Annotated in this window: 13 protein-coding genes and 2 pseudogenes; 7 read left to right on the forward strand and 8 right to left on the reverse strand. The window is 60.0% G+C overall.

Annotated elements, in window-relative coordinates:
• Positions 1–181 precede the first annotated feature (181 nt).
• From B7L72_RS19080 to B7L72_RS04740, 5 genes and pseudogenes are all read left to right on the forward strand, one after another.
• A pseudogene (locus B7L72_RS19080) lies at positions 182–1,203 on the forward strand (sensor histidine kinase); the annotation flags it as partial.
• A gap of 9 nt (positions 1,204–1,212) precedes the next feature.
• Positions 1,213–2,043 (forward strand): response regulator, encoded by an 831-nt coding sequence (locus tag B7L72_RS18695; protein WP_217806046.1) that lies wholly within the window; start codon positions 1,213–1,215, stop codon positions 2,041–2,043.
• Positions 2,040–2,432 carry a response regulator gene (locus tag B7L72_RS04730; RefSeq protein ID WP_081192875.1) on the forward strand — a complete coding sequence of 131 codons (393 nt, stop codon included), beginning with the start codon at positions 2,040–2,042 and terminating at the stop codon, positions 2,430–2,432. Before B7L72_RS18695 ends, B7L72_RS04730 begins: the two co-directional genes overlap by 4 nt.
• Positions 2,422–4,086 carry a diguanylate cyclase gene (locus tag B7L72_RS04735; RefSeq protein WP_229800806.1) on the forward strand — a complete coding sequence of 555 codons (1,665 nt, stop codon included), beginning with the start codon at positions 2,422–2,424 and terminating at the stop codon, positions 4,084–4,086. The genes B7L72_RS04730 and B7L72_RS04735 overlap by 11 nt, the downstream gene beginning before the upstream one ends.
• A 569-nt stretch (positions 4,087–4,655) precedes the next feature.
• On the forward strand, positions 4,656–5,267 hold the full coding sequence (locus tag B7L72_RS04740) for an OmpW/AlkL family protein (RefSeq protein ID WP_081192879.1): 612 nt from the start codon (positions 4,656–4,658) through the stop codon (positions 5,265–5,267).
• Positions 5,268–5,349: 82 nt separating this feature from the next.
• On the opposite strand, the gene pepQ is transcribed toward B7L72_RS04740, so the two are convergent.
• From pepQ to B7L72_RS04775, 7 genes and pseudogenes are all read right to left on the reverse strand, one after another.
• The gene (gene pepQ / locus B7L72_RS04745) at positions 5,350–6,654 is read right to left on the reverse strand and encodes a Xaa-Pro dipeptidase (RefSeq protein ID WP_081192881.1); all 1,305 of its coding nucleotides are present in this window, start codon (positions 6,652–6,654) and stop codon (positions 5,350–5,352) included.
• A 10-nt stretch (positions 6,655–6,664) separates the two neighbouring features.
• Positions 6,665–7,575: pseudogene (locus B7L72_RS04750) on the reverse strand (LysR family transcriptional regulator).
• 49 nt (positions 7,576–7,624) lie between these two features.
• On the reverse strand, positions 7,625–8,680 hold the full coding sequence (locus B7L72_RS04755; RefSeq protein ID WP_016914118.1) for an ABC transporter ATP-binding protein: 1,056 nt from the start codon (positions 8,678–8,680) through the stop codon (positions 7,625–7,627).
• The gene (locus B7L72_RS04760; RefSeq protein WP_016914117.1) at positions 8,677–9,693 is read right to left on the reverse strand and encodes an ABC transporter ATP-binding protein; all 1,017 of its coding nucleotides are present in this window, start codon (positions 9,691–9,693) and stop codon (positions 8,677–8,679) included. The genes B7L72_RS04755 and B7L72_RS04760 overlap by 4 nt, the downstream gene beginning before the upstream one ends.
• Before the next feature lie 7 nt (positions 9,694–9,700).
• On the reverse strand, positions 9,701–10,645 hold the full coding sequence (locus tag B7L72_RS04765) for an ABC transporter permease (protein ID WP_026001722.1): 945 nt from the start codon (positions 10,643–10,645) through the stop codon (positions 9,701–9,703).
• A complete protein-coding gene (locus B7L72_RS04770) occupies positions 10,642–11,691 on the reverse strand; it encodes an ABC transporter permease (protein WP_081192883.1) in 1,050 nt (349 codons plus the stop codon). The genes B7L72_RS04765 and B7L72_RS04770 overlap by 4 nt, the downstream gene beginning before the upstream one ends.
• Positions 11,692–11,837: 146 nt before the next feature.
• The gene (locus tag B7L72_RS04775) at positions 11,838–13,409 is read right to left on the reverse strand and encodes an ABC transporter substrate-binding protein (protein ID WP_081192885.1); all 1,572 of its coding nucleotides are present in this window, start codon (positions 13,407–13,409) and stop codon (positions 11,838–11,840) included.
• A 258-nt stretch (positions 13,410–13,667) separates the two neighbouring features.
• Here B7L72_RS04775 and B7L72_RS04780 point away from each other — a divergent pair, with 258 nt between their 5' ends.
• Positions 13,668–14,183 (forward strand): hypothetical protein, encoded by a 516-nt coding sequence (locus tag B7L72_RS04780; protein WP_139788444.1) that lies wholly within the window; start codon positions 13,668–13,670, stop codon positions 14,181–14,183.
• Positions 14,184–14,207: 24 nt separating this feature from the next.
• On the opposite strand, the gene B7L72_RS04785 is transcribed toward B7L72_RS04780, so the two are convergent.
• Positions 14,208–14,597: a glutaredoxin gene (locus B7L72_RS04785; RefSeq protein WP_081192889.1), complete on the reverse strand. Its 390-nt coding sequence runs from the start codon at positions 14,595–14,597 to the stop codon at positions 14,208–14,210.
• A 220-nt stretch (positions 14,598–14,817) separates the two neighbouring features.
• Between B7L72_RS04785 and mpl the strand changes: the two genes are divergently transcribed.
• Positions 14,818–15,728: UDP-N-acetylmuramate:L-alanyl-gamma-D-glutamyl-meso-diaminopimelate ligase (gene mpl, locus B7L72_RS04790; RefSeq protein WP_081193105.1), on the forward strand; the 911-nt coding region annotated here is incomplete at its 3' end.

Consider the following 15,728-nt stretch of genomic DNA (forward strand, 5'->3'; position numbering starts at 1 on the left):
TGCCAGCGGCAACGTACCGACGCTGCCACGCAGTCGTATCGATGAGTTTCACACCCTTTCGAGACTGCTGGGAGAGATGAGCCAAGAGCTGAGCGGTGCCTTCAAGCAGTTGCGAGATTCGCAAAGCAACCTGGAAGCCGAAGTAGAGCAGCGAACGAAGGCGCTGGCGAGCAGCAACGACATGCTGAGTTCGGTGCTGGATGCCGCGGAAGATTTCGCTGTCATTGCCACGGACCCCCAGGGCAAGATCACGCTGTTCAACCGTGGTGCTGAAAACATGCTGGGCTACGTAGCCAGTGAGGTAGTGGGGCTGAACACGCCGCTGCTGTTTCATGACGCCGACGAGGTAGAACAGCGCTTGCAGGAGCTCAGCCATAGCCTGGGTATTTCACTGGCACCTTTTGACGTATTTACGCACCGCGCTGCCATGGACAAGCGCGACGGTAAGGAGTGGCTATATATCACCCGCTCGGGAGACCGCCTGCCGGTGAAGCTGGTGGTGACCGCCATACGTGACCAGCAGGGCGGTATTACCGGGTTCCTCGGCATTGCCGAAGACATTTCCGAATCCAAGCGCATCGAACAGATGAAGAACGAGTTCATCTCCACGGTGAGCCATGAACTGCGTACACCGCTGACCTCGATTTCAGGCGCCTTGGGCATGGTGACGGCCGGGGCTCTGGGTAGCGTGCCGGAAACGGTCATGAAAATGGTCACCATTGCCCACAAGAACAGCCAGCGTCTGACCCACCTGATCAATGACCTGCTGGACATCGAAAAAATTGCCGCAGGCAAGCTGGCCTTCGATATGCAATGGCAGCCGCTGCACCGGCTGCTGGAAAGCGCCATCGAAGAGAATCGTCATTATCGCCACGAGCGCCATGTCTCGCTGACGCTGGATAACCCGTACCCTGACAGTCAGGTGCGCGTGGATGGCCAGCGTTTGCAGCAGGTGCTGGCCAACCTGCTGTCGAACGCCGTCAAGTTTTCCCCCGAGGGCGGAGAAGTTCGTATCGTGGTGGAAAAGCAGTCGGACAAGGTCCGGGTGAGCGTGACCGACCAGGGGCCAGGGATACCCGATAATTTCAAGTCCAGGATCTTCACTAAATTTGCCCAGGTAGACGCCTCCGACTCCCGTGCCAAGGGGGAACGGGCCTTGGGCTCGCTATTACCCGCGAGCTGGTCGAGCATATGGAGGGCGAGATCGGCTTTATGTCGCATGAGGGGCAGGGCAGCTGCTTCTGGTTCACTCTGCCGCTGCATCCTTCTGAAGGGGTGGGGCGGGAAAGTGAGCCCGATACCACGGCCAATCTGCTGGTGATCGAAGACGATCCTTCCGTGGCTCGGGTGCTCAAGGACACGCTCACCGAGGCCGGATACCGGGTCGATCTGGCCTATGATGGCGCTTCTGCGCTGGCGAAATTGGCGCGGCATCGCTACGGTGCGGTGACCGTGGATCTAGGGCTGCCTGACATGAGTGGCTTTGAGGTCATCCACGCGCTACGTGAACAGCACGCCACCCAGCACACGCCGGTATTGGTCGTGACCGGCACGGTAGAGCGGGGGCAGGTGGCGTTGGAGGGCTATCTGGAAGATATTGCCTGGCTGGCCAAGCCTATCCAGGTTCACCACCTGCTGGCGTTGCTGAGTGAAAAGCTGCATGCCCAGCCGACGCGACTCTCTCTGTTGCATATCGAAGACGACTCGGACCTCCATGCGGTTATCAATACGATGTTGAGCCCTCACGCGGATTGCGAGCACGCGATCAACGTGGCCATGGCCCGTCGGGCGCTGGGGCAGCGGCGTTATGATGCCGTGATTCTGGATATCGGGTTGCCCGATGGGGATGGCTGGGAACTGCTGGAGCAGATCCGTCAGCAGCAACCGGAGGCGAGCATCATCATTTTGTCCGGACAGTCGATCAGTGAGGCAGATCAACACCGGGTCGAGGCGGTATTTCTAAAATCGCGTATCACCTCTGAGCAATTGCTCGAGGCGGTTCAACAACGTACGCAGCTGGCTCTGATGGAAGGTAAGGAATGAATGTTCTAGAACGGGTTTTATATGTCGAGGATGACCCCGATATCCAAACAGTGGCCAAGCTGGCGCTGGAGGTCGTGGGAGGGCTGACGGTAAAGGTGTGCTCGTCGGGAGAGCAGGCGCTGGCTGAGGCCGAGGCCTTTGCCCCCGACATGATCCTGCTGGATGTGATGATGCCGGGCATGGATGGGCCATCCACCCTGGCCGCGCTGCGGCAACGTCCGGCGTTGGCGAACGTGCCGGTCGCTTTCATGACCGCCAAAGTGCAACCGCATGAAGTCGAGCAGCTCATTGCCCTGGGGGCAGAAAGCGTGATCGCCAAGCCCTTCGACCCGATGACCCTGGCACCCCAGGTGCGTTCTCTCTGGGAGCAAGCGTGTGGTGAAAAGTGATTCCGAGACGCTGGAACAGAAGCTGACACTATTACGGCAAAATTATCAGCACAGCTTGAAAAACGAACTGACCTCGTTGTGTGACGCCATGAGCGCGCTGCATCAGGAGGTTCGTCAGCAGCTGCTCACCCCTGGCATGGTGACCAACGACGCTGACCTGCGGGCGGTGCACGAAGAGGTGCTGGAAAACGTCTATCGCCGTTTGCACAAGCTGGCAGGCTCGGCGGGTACCTTTGGGTTTGATGGTATCGGCCAGCAGGCGCGCACCCTGGAAGCCGGCCTCAAACGCTGGCTGGAAGAGAATGACCAGCCGCTGGATTTGCCGCTGATCGATGCGGTCAATAATCAGCTCCACGCCATGAAAATGGAGCTGATGCCTAACAAGCAGCCAGGCATGTCGGTCGATGTCAGCGCTGAAAAAGTCAGTGCCACGGCCACCATCTGGCTGATCGAAGAGGATCGCGAGCTGGGGCGGCGGATTCAGGAGCAGTTGACCAACTTCAGCTACTCGGTACGCCTGTTTACGCAAGTAATGGACGCCTATAAAGAAATGGCGACGGGCACGCCTGATATGGTCATCGCCGATGCCATGACCAACGATGGGCAATTGGGACCATTACAGGCGTTATCATGTCCCGTTCTGTTCATCAGCGACAGTGATACCTTCGATGCGCGCATGCGCGCTGCCCAGCTCAATGCCCGTGGCTACTTCCTGAAGCCGGTCAACATTCCTCAATTGGTGAATCGGCTGGAGCAACTGCTGCAAGAACGCCAGGCGCCACCTGCCCGCATTCTGGTGGTGGATGATGACCAGCAGCTGGCGGCGTACTACCAGCTGGTGCTGGAAGCTGCGGGCATGGAGGTGCGAATTCTCGACAACCCTCGCCATATCCTCGACCAACTGCATTCATTCCGTCCCGAACTGCTGCTGATGGACGTGCACATGCCCGACTACGATGGCCCGGACCTGGCATCGGTGGTACGACAGTACGATGAGTGGAGCAGCCTGCCCATCGTTTTCCTGTCGGCGGAAACCGACCTGGGCAAGCAGGTGGATGCCCTGAGCCATGGCGCCGACGACTTCCTGACCAAGCCCATCCAGGCCGCGCAGCTGGTGGCCTCGATTCGGGTGCGCGTGGCGCGTTCGCGTACGCTGTCGGCCTTGCTGAACAAGGACAGCCTGACGGGGCTGCTGAAGCACGCCAGCATCAAGAGTGCCGCAATCAATGAGGTCTCGCGAAGTTATCGCCAGGCCTACTCTGTGGTGGTGGCCATGGTCGATATCGATCACTTCAAATCGGTCAATGACACTCATGGGCATGCCATTGGCGATGTGGTGATTGCCTCGGTAGCCACCCTGCTGCGTCAGCGCCTGCGGCAAACCGACATGATTGGCCGCTACGGGGGGGAGGAGTTCCTGCTGGTATTGCCCCATTGCAGTGCCGAAGATGGTCGAAAACGTCTGGAGGATGTCCGCGAATACTTTTCGCGCTTGCGTTTCAGCCAAGGCGGGCAGGAGTTTGCATGTACGCTTTCGGCGGGCATGGTATGCAGTCTGGACGTGGCAGAGAGTGACAGGGAGCGGTTACTGGTGCTGGCCGACGAAGCGCTCTATCGCGCCAAACGCGGTGGGCGCAACCAGGTGTGCAGCTGATACCGTTTGGGGCCAAGCGTCGTTATGAAGCATAAACCTGAGTTCCTGCGCACCATTGGTGCGATCCGCACCTCTTGGCGCAGAGAATCATACGATAAACAGGTGGAAATTTTTATAAGTTGTTGTTTTTAATGTTTTTATAAAATATTGGCACGTTGCTCGCTATATATTAGTCAAGCGGCAAATGAATAGAGTCTTCACCGTTAGCCTGACCCGCGGATTATCGAAGCTCTCCCTTCTTTGTCATGCCGATGCGACCTGTCGCACGGTACAACGAGTGAGCTGGCGTGCTCCACCTGGGTCCCCTTCGGGGGACTTTTTTTATGCCTGTCGTTTGTCATCCTGTCGTTTTGCTACGGTGGGTATTGGGGCAACTTGCCCAGATACCCACCGTGGGGGCACCTGCGTGCCTAATGGTATGCCTCTTTAAAAAAAGCTATCAGAGACCAAAAACCTATAATAAAATTTCACAGGAAATTTGGAAACAGTGTTCGTATAGTATATGTTGTATAGGATAGCTGGTGTGTTCCGGCACTTACCCCCCAAGGAAGACGCAAGAGGATACCCTGATGAGCAAGCTAAAACTGATGACTGCCGCCGTTGTTTCTGCCAGCGCTGTCATGGCAAGTCAAGCCGTCATGGCCTACGAAGCGGGTGATGTGTTCGTGCGTGGCGGTGTTGCCCAAACAGATACCGGCTCTGGTAACGGCAACGTGGGCGATGCGGACCTGAACGTGCAAAGCGCCCGTGGCTTTACTTTTGGTGCGGGTTACCTGTTCACCGACAAGATCGGCATGGAGCTGAACAGCTCCGAGAAATTCGAGCATGACCTGAATACGCGCCCGGGTGGCGACGTAGGCAGCGTTGATCGCCTGCCGGTGAATCTGTTGGTCAATTACTACCCGATGGGTGGCCTGGATTCTCGCGTCCAGCCCTATGTGGGCGTGGGCCTCAACTACACCCGTTTCTCGGGTGAGCCGGAAGGCCTGAGCGTGGACAGCAGCTATGGCGTCATCGGTCAGGCAGGTCTTGATCTGGCTGTCACCGAAAACATCATGCTGAACGGCTATGTCAGCTATGCCGACGTCAATTCCGACATCAACCTGGACGGCGCTGGCCGTGTCGGTGAAGTGGATATCGAGCCCGTCACCGTCGGCGGTGGTATCACCTACCGTTTCTAAGCCTAACGCTTCCAAGTCTGGCGGTTAATCGCCAAGGTACGCCCGGTTCCTTCATTGGAACCGGGCGTTTTTTTACCTGGCACTAATGTGTTTGTGTCAGGTTATCGCAGCCGCTTTCCGTAATCACGATGTTGTCTTCGATGCGGATACCGCCGCAAGCGGCCAAAGCGTCCACCGTGGCCCAGTTGACGGCAATTCCCTGCTGGCGCAGCGGTGCCAGCAGCATGGGAATGAAGTAAAGCCCGGGTTCGATGGTGACTACCATGCCGGGGCGCAGCGTGCGCGTCAGGCGTAGCGCCGGATGTTGCGGTGGCGGCGGCGCTGGCGTGCCATCGGGGTGCATCAGCCCCGCCACGTCATGCACCTGGATGCCCAGCGAGTGGCCCAGACCATGCGGGCAGAAGGCTCGGGTCACGCCCAGCTCGATGGCGCTTTCCGCGCTGCCTTCGTACAGCCCGTGCTGCACCAGAATTTCGGCCAGATAGCGGTGCATCTGCTCGTGGAGCGACACGAACTCCACGCCGGGCGCGGCGTGCTGAATCAATTGATCTTTCAGGTGGTGCAGGGCAGTGACCAGCTCGCCAAAGGCGGCCGGGGCATCGGGGCCTGCGTGGGTGCGGGTGATGTCCGCCGCGTAGCCGCGAAAGCGCCGCCCGGCATCCACCAACAAGCTGTGGCGCTGGCTGGGGGCGCTCAGGTCATAATGCTGATAATGCAGTACGCCAGCGTGCTGATTGAGCCCGATGATGTTCTGGTAGGGCACGTCCGACTCGAGCTGTCGGCTGGCTTGCAGGTAGGCCAACTGAATGTCCAGCTCGCTGGCGGCGCCCACAAACGCCGCCTTGGCGGCCTGATGCCCGGCAACGGCCAGACGATTGGCTTCCCTCAGGCAGGCAATCTCATAGGCGGTCTTGTACATGCGCAGCTCATCCAACGCACGGACGAGGGCGGCGGGGTGCAGCTGTGCGGAGTTGGCGAGCACAGAAACGCTCTCCAGGGTCTCGATATCACCAATCACGGCTGCGTTGCCCGCTAGCGGCGGGGTGATCTTGTCGCTGCACAAATGCACGTCGAATTCGGCTACCCACGGCTCTTCCGGCAGTTGGGTGGGCAAGTGCCAGAAATCGGCTGGCGCGTAGATATAGAGCTGAGGCCGCTGACCGGGCTGCACCACGATCCAGCTGTGCTGAACATCGGCCAACCCTACCCAGTGGGTGAAATGCCCGTAGGCCTGAAAGGTGGTAGTGTGATCATCGGCAAAATGGTAGCGGGCGTGGCCGCTGTAAATGGCCAGACAATCCAGCTGATGGTGCTCAAGCAACTGGCTATAAGCCTGGCGAAGATGCGCGATATGCTCACGCTGTCGTGCGTTCAGTGATGCAGACATGGGGTTTCCTTTAGGGTCGTAGGGGAGGGAGCTCGCTCCATAAGCTGTCCAGCTCTGCGTGGTGGTGTTGGTGGTGACGGTACAGCCTCAACTCCATGGGCACGTCCCAGCGGCTGTCGCCTGCGCGCACCAGTTGGCCGCTAGCCAGTTCGCTGGCCACGTTGCGTTCGGGTAGCCAGCTCATGCCGTAGCCCAACAGTACCAGTTCCTTGATGCCTGCGGCGTAGAGGTTCTCGCTCTGCGCGGTCAGGTAGGTCGTATGGGGAAGGCGGGCAAGGTGTGCCTTGACCGCCGAACCCAACAGCCCGCGTTTGGGTAGGCAAGCCAGGGCACCGGCTGCTGGCGCGTGCCAGGTAGCTGCGTGCAGGGCGACTCATCGCTGGTCAGGCCCGTCACGGGTATCAGCCGCTCCTGGCCAATGACGCGATAGGTACTGCTGCTGGTGTCGATGTCCAGATCGCAGCGGCCCACGGGCCAGTAGCAGATGGCCAGATCACATTCGGCCCTGGCCAGTGCCTGAAAATAGTCGCTGGCCACCCAGCCCGTGGCGCGCAAGTAGGGCTGCACACGCTCTTGCCAACCCTGTTGGGCCAGCCATTCGGGCAAAAAGTGGGCCAGCAGACTTTGTGGGGCAGCCACCATGATGCGGCGCTGTTGGCCAGCGCTGATCGCCCGAACGCGCTCTCTGGTGAGGCGCACGCGCTCGGTGACCTGTTCGCAGAGCGTCAGGAACTCTTCTCCCGCTGGGGTCAACGACAGTGGCAGGGTCTGTCGGTTGATCAACGTCACGCCCATTTCCTCTTCCAGCAGCTTGATGCGCCGTGAAAAAGTAGGCTGTGTCACGTGCTGCTCGTCGGCAGCGCGGGAGAAGTGTCGCGTTCTGGCCAAGGCAATGAAGTCTTCTAGCCAGCGAATTTCCATGCCTTACCTCGCAAGACGGCCTCGCGTGAGGCCTGAATGAAGCGGGCCATTACAAGCGCCCCTCCTCGACAGCGTGGCACGCCACGCGAGTGCCGTCATCCTGTGTTTGCAATGCCGGAATCTCCTGCTTGCAGCGGGCGTTGGCATGGGGGCAGCGGCCATGAAAGACACAGCCGCTAGGCAGATTGACCGGCGTCGGCACTTCACCGGAGAGGCGAATGTGTTGGGGGCGGTCATCTTCCAGCCGAGGAATGGCCGACAGCAGCGCCTGCGTATAGGGATGGCGCGGCTTGGCAAACAGCGTGGCCGTGGTGGCGACTTCACACACCGTGCCCAGGTACATCACCGCCACGCGGGTGCCGAAGTGCTCGACCACCGCCAAGTCGTGGGTGATGAACAGGTAGGTGAGGTGGCGGTCACGCTGGGCGTCCATCAGTAGGTTCAGCACCTGGGCCTGGATCGATACGTCCAGAGCCGAGATGGGCTCATCGGCCACGATGAATTCCGGGTCCACGGCCAGCGCCCTGGCGATGGCGATGCGTTGGCGCTGCCCACCGGAAAACTCATGGCCAAAGCGCTTGCCCCAGTCCGGGTCGATGCCCACCGAGCGCATCACTTCTTCCACCTTGTCGAGAATCTGCTGACGGTTCCAGTCTGGGTGGTGCAGGCGCAGCGGCTCTTCCAGCGTCTGCTGGATCGTCATGCGCGGGTTCAGCGACGCGTAGGGGTTCTGGAAAATCATCTGCATGCGCTTGCGATAAGGCAGCAGTTGACGGGTGGAGAGATGGTCGATGCGCTCGCCGCCGTAACGAATTTCGCCTTCGGAGGGGGTAATCAGCCCCATCACCGTGCGTGCTACGGTGGATTTACCGCAGCCGGATTCGCCGACTACGCAGAGCGCTTCGCCACGCTTGATCTCCAGGTTGACCCCGTTGATGGCGTGCACGTACTCCTGATGACGAACCAGCTTGCCGCCCTTGAAGCGCAGCTGCTCGAGAAAGTCGCCCGATAGCGAAAAGCGCTTTTTCAGATCGCGTATTTCCAGCAGCGTATCGCTGGCCGTAGCGGGAGCGGTCGTTGGGCGTGTGTCGGCCTGGGCATTCATAGGCTCTCCTCCTTCAGGCGGCGATCTTCGAGCATTTCAGCCACCATATGGCAGGCAACGCGGCAGTTGCCTGACTCCACGAACGTGGGCACCTGCTGAGTACACGCCGGGCGCGGCTGACCGTCGCTGCGCAGGATAAAGTCGCAGCGGGGATGAAACGCGCAGCCGGTGGGCAAGTTGGAAAGCGACGGCATGCTGCCCCGAATCTGATTCAGTTTTTCGCCGGGGGTGGCCATCTGGGGCAGGGCGTTGATCAGCCCCTGGGTGTAGGGGTGCTGGGGGTCATTGATGATTTCACGGGTCGGCCCCTGCTCGATCACACGGCCTGCGTACATGACCAGCATGCGCTGGGTGACCTGGCTGACGACGCCCAGGTCGTGGGTGATCAGGATCAGGCCCACGTTGTGCTGCTCGCAAAGCTCCAGCAGCAGCGCCATGATTTCCGCCTGGATGGTGACGTCCAGCGCCGTGGTTGGCTCATCGGCAATGATGATGTCGGGGTCCAGCAGGAGCGCAATGGCGATGATGATACGCTGGCGCATGCCGCCGGAAAGCTCGTGGGGGTATTGGTCCAGGCGCTTTTCCGGCGACGGGATCTGCACCTGCTTGAGCTTGTCCAGAGCAATGGCCCGGGCCTCGCGGGTGGAGATGCGGCGGTGCGCTTTCAGACACTCGACCATCTGCTCACCGATCGAGAGCACCGGGTTGAGGGTCATCATCGGGTCCTGGAAGATCATCGAGATACGATTGCCGCGCACCTTGCGCAGGCCCCGCTCGGACATGGTGTTGAGGGTTTTACCCTCGAAGGTGATGCTGCCACCGGCAATGAATCCGGGCCGTGCGATCAGGTTGAGCAGTGAAAAGGCCGCCACCGACTTGCCCGCGCCGGATTCACCGACGATGCCTAGCCGTTCGCCCCGCTCCAGGGTGAAGTTGACATCCCGTAAGGCGCGGACTTCACCCTGACGCAGGGCAAAGCGAACATCCAGTTGTGAGACTTCAAGAAGTGCCATGGTGTCTTCAGCCTTTATACAGTCGTGGGTTCATGACATCGCGCAGCCAGTCGCCCAGCAGATTGATCGACAGCACCAGCACCACCAATACCGCGCCGGGCATCATGGTGATCCACCAGGAGCCGGATTGAATGTAGTCGAAGCCCGCCTTGATCAACGAACCCAGCGACGGGTGGGTTTCCGGCATGCCCAGCCCCAGAAACGACAGCGCCGCTTCGGAGATGATCGCGTTGGCGATCTGAACGGTGGAGATGACGAAGATCGGCGACAGGGTATTGGGCAGCACATGACGGAACATGATGCGTCGGCTGCGCAGCCCCATGACGCGGGCGGCGTCCACGTACTCCTTGTTCTTCTCTGCCAGCACCGATGCGCGCACGGTACGCGCATACTGCGGCCATTCGGCGAGTCCGATGATCAGAATCAGCATGAGCACGGCGTACTGGCTGTAGAAGGCGCTGCCCATGGTGGCTTTCACCACGGCACCGACCACGATGGCCACCATCAGCGTCGAGAACGACAGCTGAATGTCTGCCAGGCGCATCAGGAAGGCATCGACTCGCCCGCCCAGATAACCGGCCATCAGGCCAAAGGTCACGCCCAGCAGGGCTTGCAGTGCCACCGCGCCAAAGCCGATCAGCAGCGATACCCGCGTGCCGTAGAGAATGATCGACCACAGGTCGCGCCCCTGGGCATCGGTGCCCAGGGTGTAGCGATCGTCGGCTCCGTCGATCCAGAACGGCGGCAGTTCCGACGACATGATGTCGATCTGGCGCAGGTCGTAGGGGTCGGTAGGGGCCAGCAGTGGCGCCGCGAAGGCCGCCACCACCAGGCAGATGAACACGGCCAGGCAGAGCTGAGCGGTACGGTCGCGCTTGAAGCTGTACCACAGGAAAGAGTCGCGCAAGCGCTCCCAGCGGCTGGGGGCTGAGGGAGGAGTGGACGTTGTCATGCGGGCTTACCAGTCAGTTTAACGGTGGGATTCACGAAGCCGTAGATCAAATCCACGATGGTGTTGGTCACCACGAAAATGACCCCGACGATCATCAGATAAGTGACGATCAGCGGAATGTCGGCGTGGTTGATGGCATCCAGGAACATCAGTCCCATGCCCGGCCACTGGAACACGGTTTCGGTCAGAATGGTATACGCCACCATGGTGCCGATCTGAACGCCCCCCACGGTAATCACCGGGAGCATGGTGTTTTTCAGCGCATGCACGAAGTAGACCCGGCGCATGGAAATACCCTTGGCGCGGGCATACTTCACGTACTCCGATTGCAGTACTTCCATCATTTCGGCGCGGATCAGGCGGATGAACAGCGGCAGCATGATGGAGGCCAGCGAGACCGCAGGCAGCACCAGGTGCTTGATGCCATCCCAGGTGACCAGGTTGGTTTCCCAGTGGCCGACCACATGAACCAGATCGTAACCCCGGCCAAAAGAGGGCATGTTGCCCTGAGTGGAGAGCGCACCGTTCAGCCAGGCGCCCCAAGCGGTGCCCTCCGGGAACAGCGAGACGGTCATGCCGATGGAGAAAATCTGGATCAACACGATGGCGGTCAAGAACACCGGTATCGAAATGCCGATGATCGAGGCCCCCATGAAAAAGCGTGAGATGGGCGAGCGCGGTTTGATGGCGCTGTATACCCCAATGGGAACAGAGAACAATACGATGATCAGCGTGGCCGCGAACACCAGCTCGAGGGTAGCAGGCAAGTGGCGAGCAATCACCTCCAGCGCCGGTTCACGGTAGAAATAGGAGTAGCCGAAATCGCCCTGAAGGGCGTTTCTGGCGAAGCGTGCGTATTGCACCAGGAAGGGGTCGTTGAGCCCCAGCCGTTCGCGAATGGCTTCACGTTCACTTTCGGGGACCGACTGTCCGACCATCTGCTGTACAGGGTCACCCAGGTTATCCTGGATGGCGAAGGCCAGTACACTGATGACAAACATCACCAATATTGCGTGCATCAGCCGCTTGATTAAAAAAGCAATCATGGCGTACGCCACCTGTGTGGAAAGTTTCACTAAACATCAGGGCAAGGCATGACGCTGCCCGGCGGGTCGCGTCATGCACGACGCTTCGCCCTCCAGAATCCTGGAGAGCGAAGCGTCCTTGCGTGGGTTATGTCGTTAAGGGGTGATTAACGCGTAATCACCAGATCGCCCAGGTAGGGGAAGTCGGTGGCGTTGACCACCGGCTCGATGTCGATGCCGTCAGCGGCGGCATAGGCCAGGTTCTGCCAATGCAGCATGATGAAACCAACGTCTTCGTACAGCATGGCTTCGGCTTCACGCAGCATTTCACCGCGTTTTTCCAGATCGGTCTCACTGTCGGCCTGGGTTACCAGCGCATCGATTTCTTCGTTGCAGTAGCTGCCGTAGTTGTACTGACCGGCACCGCTCTCGGTGTCGATGCAGAACGACAGGTACTGGAAGAAGTTGGCGGTGTCTTCGGTGTCCGAGTGCCAGCCGATCATGGCAATGTCGGATTGACGCGTGTCGTACTCCGGCCAGTACTGGGCCAGCGGCATGGTGCGCAGGTTAACGTTGATGTTGATACGCGCCAGCATGTTGGCTGCGGCCTGGGCAATCTGCGCATCGTTCACGTAGCGGTTGTTCGGGGCGATCATGTCGACGCTGAAGCCCTCTTCGTAGCCCGCTTCCGCCATCAACTCCTGAGCACGCTCCAGATCGTAACGAGGTACCAGGTCCGGGTTATAGCCGGAGTAGCCTTCCGGTGAGAACTGGCCCGCCGGTGTCGCAAAGCCACGCATCAGGCGGTCGGCGATGCCTTCCTGGTTGATGGCCAGGTCGACGGCCTGACGTACGCGTGCATCCTGGAATGCCTCGACACGCTCTTCGTTCAGCTGGAAGCCGATGATACGCGTGCCGGGGATTTCAACCAGATTGGCGCCCTGGGCATCGCGCACACGGTCCAGGTCGTTGGGCGGTACGGCATCGATGAAATCGACGCCACCGGACAGCAGGGCCGCCACGCGGGAGGCGTTTTCGGCAATCGGCGTCAGCACGATGCTGGTCACGTTACCTTCGCTTTCGGTGTCCCAGTAGTCTTCAAAGCGTTCGAAGTCGACGCGAACGCCCTGGCGACGGTCGGTGACCACGAAGGGCCCGGTGCCGGAAACGTTACGCGATGCAAACGAGTTGCCTGCCTTGACGATTTCCGCCTTGTCGTTGCCATCATCGGTCTCACCCGTGTAGAACTCGCTATCCATGGGGAAGATGTAGGTGGCCAGGTTCAACAGCAGCGGGTAGGGTTCGGTGGTGGTGATTTCGATGGTGTAATCGTCGACCGCTTCGGCGCTGGCGATCGGCTCGAAAATGGCGCGATAATCCGGGCTCTCTTTCAAACGCTCGATGGTCCAGACCACGTCCTTGGCGGTGAACGGATTGCCGGAATGGAAAGTAACGCCTTCACGCAGGGTCATGCGTACATGGGTGTCGTCGATTTGTTGCCACTCGGTGGCCAGACGCGGTTCGAACTGGAAGTCCTTGGTCCAGCGCACCAGGGGGTCGAATGACAAATGCGAGAAGCGCAGGACACCGCCAGAAAGCTGTTCGTGCAGGTCGAGGGTTTCAGGGTCGGCCGAGTAACCGATGCGCAGGGTTTCTGCACTGGCAGTCAGGGGCAGTAGTGCGGTGCCTGCCATGGCAGCACCCACGACAGTGGCCAGTAGTGTCTTTTTCAGCGTCATGATCGTTCCCATGTGTATTGTTTATTGTTCGTTTTGTCGACGGATGGCCCATCCACAAAACAGACACGGTCAGCTCGTAAGCTATCCTGACAACATAGAGACAGGTGGTTGTGACACACAATCGAAATAATGACAGGCCTCATTCATCTACTGAATGATCGGGGCTGGCGCGGCCGCCACGGCATCTGTTGTAAGACTAAAGTCGTGATCATGCGGCCGTTCAAAAGTGCCCGGCAGGTAAGCCACAAGGGAAAGATAATGAAAATACAAGGTGTTAAACCGTTACTAATGACTGTTTTGCTGGCCATGACAGGCTGGGCGGCTGCCAGCGAGCCAGCTGCAGGGATCACAGGGACGCTGGATGGAGAGGACCAGCAGTGGTTCGTCCTCGATCTCAGCAGCGAGCCCAGTGCCACGTTCATCGAAGAGGGAGACCGTTGGGTGGTGGAGATGACCGGCTACCGGGATCCGGAGAAGTGGGCGGCCCGAGACGCGCTGGTCATTCAGTTGATTCTGGCCGACGAGCAGCTGACCAATGCCCGAGTGCTGCACCTGATCGGCGATGCCGTTCACCCGCCGTACTACACGGCCAGCTATGACGAGCTGACCGTGGTGCTTGCTCGGGTGGAGCGCGAAGGCAGCTGGTTACATCTTCAGGGCACCCTCGAGGGGCTGCTGGCGCTACAGCATAGCCCGGAGGCTGACCCTCTTGCGGAAGAGGGAGTCAGCCTGGCTATCGAATTCGATGTCACGGCGCGCAAGGTCGAATTCTGAGGTGGCAGGTGCTAAGGCACCAAATCAGGCCCCAAAGCGCTGATGCAGCCAGCGATTGATCGCATCGGACTCATACAGCCACTCTTCACGACCGTCTTCATGGGCGATGCGCAGGCAGGGCACTTTGACCTTGCCGCCGCCTTCCAGCAGGGCCTGCTTGTGGTCTGGATCCAACTGGGCATCGCGCAGTTCGATCTTCAAGCCAAGCCGCGCCATCTCCTTGCGTACCTTGATGCAGAAAGGGCAGCTACGAAACTGATACAGCGCCAATGCCTCACAGGCCGCGTCGACCTCAGCCTGCTCCTCGGCGCTGCGCTCCACCGAGCGCGGCGTGGAGAGTTTTTCCGACACTAGCATCACCGGGGCCAGCAGCACGCGAAGGCCTCGGAAAAAGTAACGAACGATAATGCGCATGATAAAAGCTCCTCTCGCCAGCGCAGCGGGGTGTTTAAGGCATGATAGGTGCCGCATCCTGCATCAAAAGCCACCCGTTGTCACTTTCCTGCCCTGATACCGGGTGTCGCGAAGGGAACCAGATGAGCTGGCGTCCCGGGCATGATAATCTTTCCCCTAATGTATGCATTTAGGCTGATATTTCAGTCCGTTGTCAGGGTCATGGAAGGAGCGCTCGCCCATGCGTTTACATGTGATTGGTATCTGCGGCACCTTTATGGGCAGTCTTGCGCTGTTGGCCCGAGAGTTGGGGCACGAGGTGAGTGGGTCGGATGCGAACGTGTATCCGCCCATGAGCACTCAGCTCGCCGAGGCGGGCATCACGCTGATGGAGGGGTATCGCGCCGACAACCTGCAGGGCCCGTTGGACCTTGTGGTGGTGGGCAACGCTCTCTCGCGCGGTAACCCGGAAGTCGAGGCGCTGCTTGATAGCGGCCTGCGCTACACCTCGGGTGCCCAGTGGCTAGCGGAGTACGTGCTGCCGGGCCGCCGGGTCATTGCCGTGGCGGGCACCCACGGCAAGACCACCACGGCCAGTCTGTTGGCCTGGCTGCTGGAGAGCGCAGGCCTGGAGCCCGGCTTTCTGATTGGCGGTGTGCCGCGCAACTTTGGCGTGTCGGCCAGGCTAGGAGGCGCAGCAGCACCGTTCGTGGTCGAGGCGGACGAGTACGATACGGCCTTTTTCGACAAGCGCTCCAAGTTCGTGCACTACCGCCCGACGATCGCCGTGATGAACAACCTCGAATTCGACCACGCCGATATCTTTCCCGACCTGGCCGCCATCGAACGCCAGTTCCACCATCTGGTGCGTACCGTGCCAGGCCAGGGGCACCTGCTGGTGGCTGACCAGCAGCCCGCGTTGGATCGTGTGCTGGCCATGGGCAGCTGGAGCCCGGTCACTCGCTTTGGCAGCGAGTCCGACAGCCAGTGGCAGCTGCGTCTGGAGCATGCCGACGCCAGCCGCTTTCAGGTGCTGTATAGCCGTGAGCAGGACGAGGAGGACGGCGTGGTGGAGTGGTCGCTCACGGGGGAGCACAACGCCCGCAATGCTTTGGCCGCCCTGGCGGCCGCACGACTGTGCGGGGTGAACCT

The organism is Halomonas sp. BC1, from assembly GCF_002078135.1.
Classification (GTDB): domain Bacteria; phylum Pseudomonadota; class Gammaproteobacteria; order Pseudomonadales; family Halomonadaceae; genus Vreelandella; species Vreelandella stevensii.

Bases quoted from the DNA above. Each gene is read 5' to 3' on its own strand.
- pepQ (WP_081192881.1), bottom strand. From the start codon at position 6,654: ATGTCTGCATCACTGAACGCACGACAGCGTGAGCATATCGCGCATCTT.
- B7L72_RS04770 (WP_081192883.1), bottom strand. From the start codon at position 11,691: ATGATTGCTTTTTTAATCAAGCGGCTGATGCACGCAATATTGGTGATG.
- B7L72_RS04760 (WP_016914117.1), bottom strand. From the start codon at position 9,693: ATGGCACTTCTTGAAGTCTCACAACTGGATGTTCGCTTTGCCCTGCGT.
- B7L72_RS04730 (WP_081192875.1), top strand. From the start codon at position 2,040: ATGAATGTTCTAGAACGGGTTTTATATGTCGAGGATGACCCCGATATC.
- B7L72_RS18695 (WP_217806046.1), top strand. From the start codon at position 1,213: ATGTCGCATGAGGGGCAGGGCAGCTGCTTCTGGTTCACTCTGCCGCTG.
- B7L72_RS04785 (WP_081192889.1), bottom strand. From the start codon at position 14,597: ATGCGCATTATCGTTCGTTACTTTTTCCGAGGCCTTCGCGTGCTGCTG.
- B7L72_RS04780 (WP_139788444.1), top strand. From the start codon at position 13,668: ATGAAAATACAAGGTGTTAAACCGTTACTAATGACTGTTTTGCTGGCC.
- B7L72_RS04755 (WP_016914118.1), bottom strand. From the start codon at position 8,680: ATGAATGCCCAGGCCGACACACGCCCAACGACCGCTCCCGCTACGGCC.
- B7L72_RS04765 (WP_026001722.1), bottom strand. From the start codon at position 10,645: ATGACAACGTCCACTCCTCCCTCAGCCCCCAGCCGCTGGGAGCGCTTG.
- B7L72_RS04775 (WP_081192885.1), bottom strand. From the start codon at position 13,409: ATGACGCTGAAAAAGACACTACTGGCCACTGTCGTGGGTGCTGCCATG.
- B7L72_RS04740 (WP_081192879.1), top strand. From the start codon at position 4,656: ATGAGCAAGCTAAAACTGATGACTGCCGCCGTTGTTTCTGCCAGCGCT.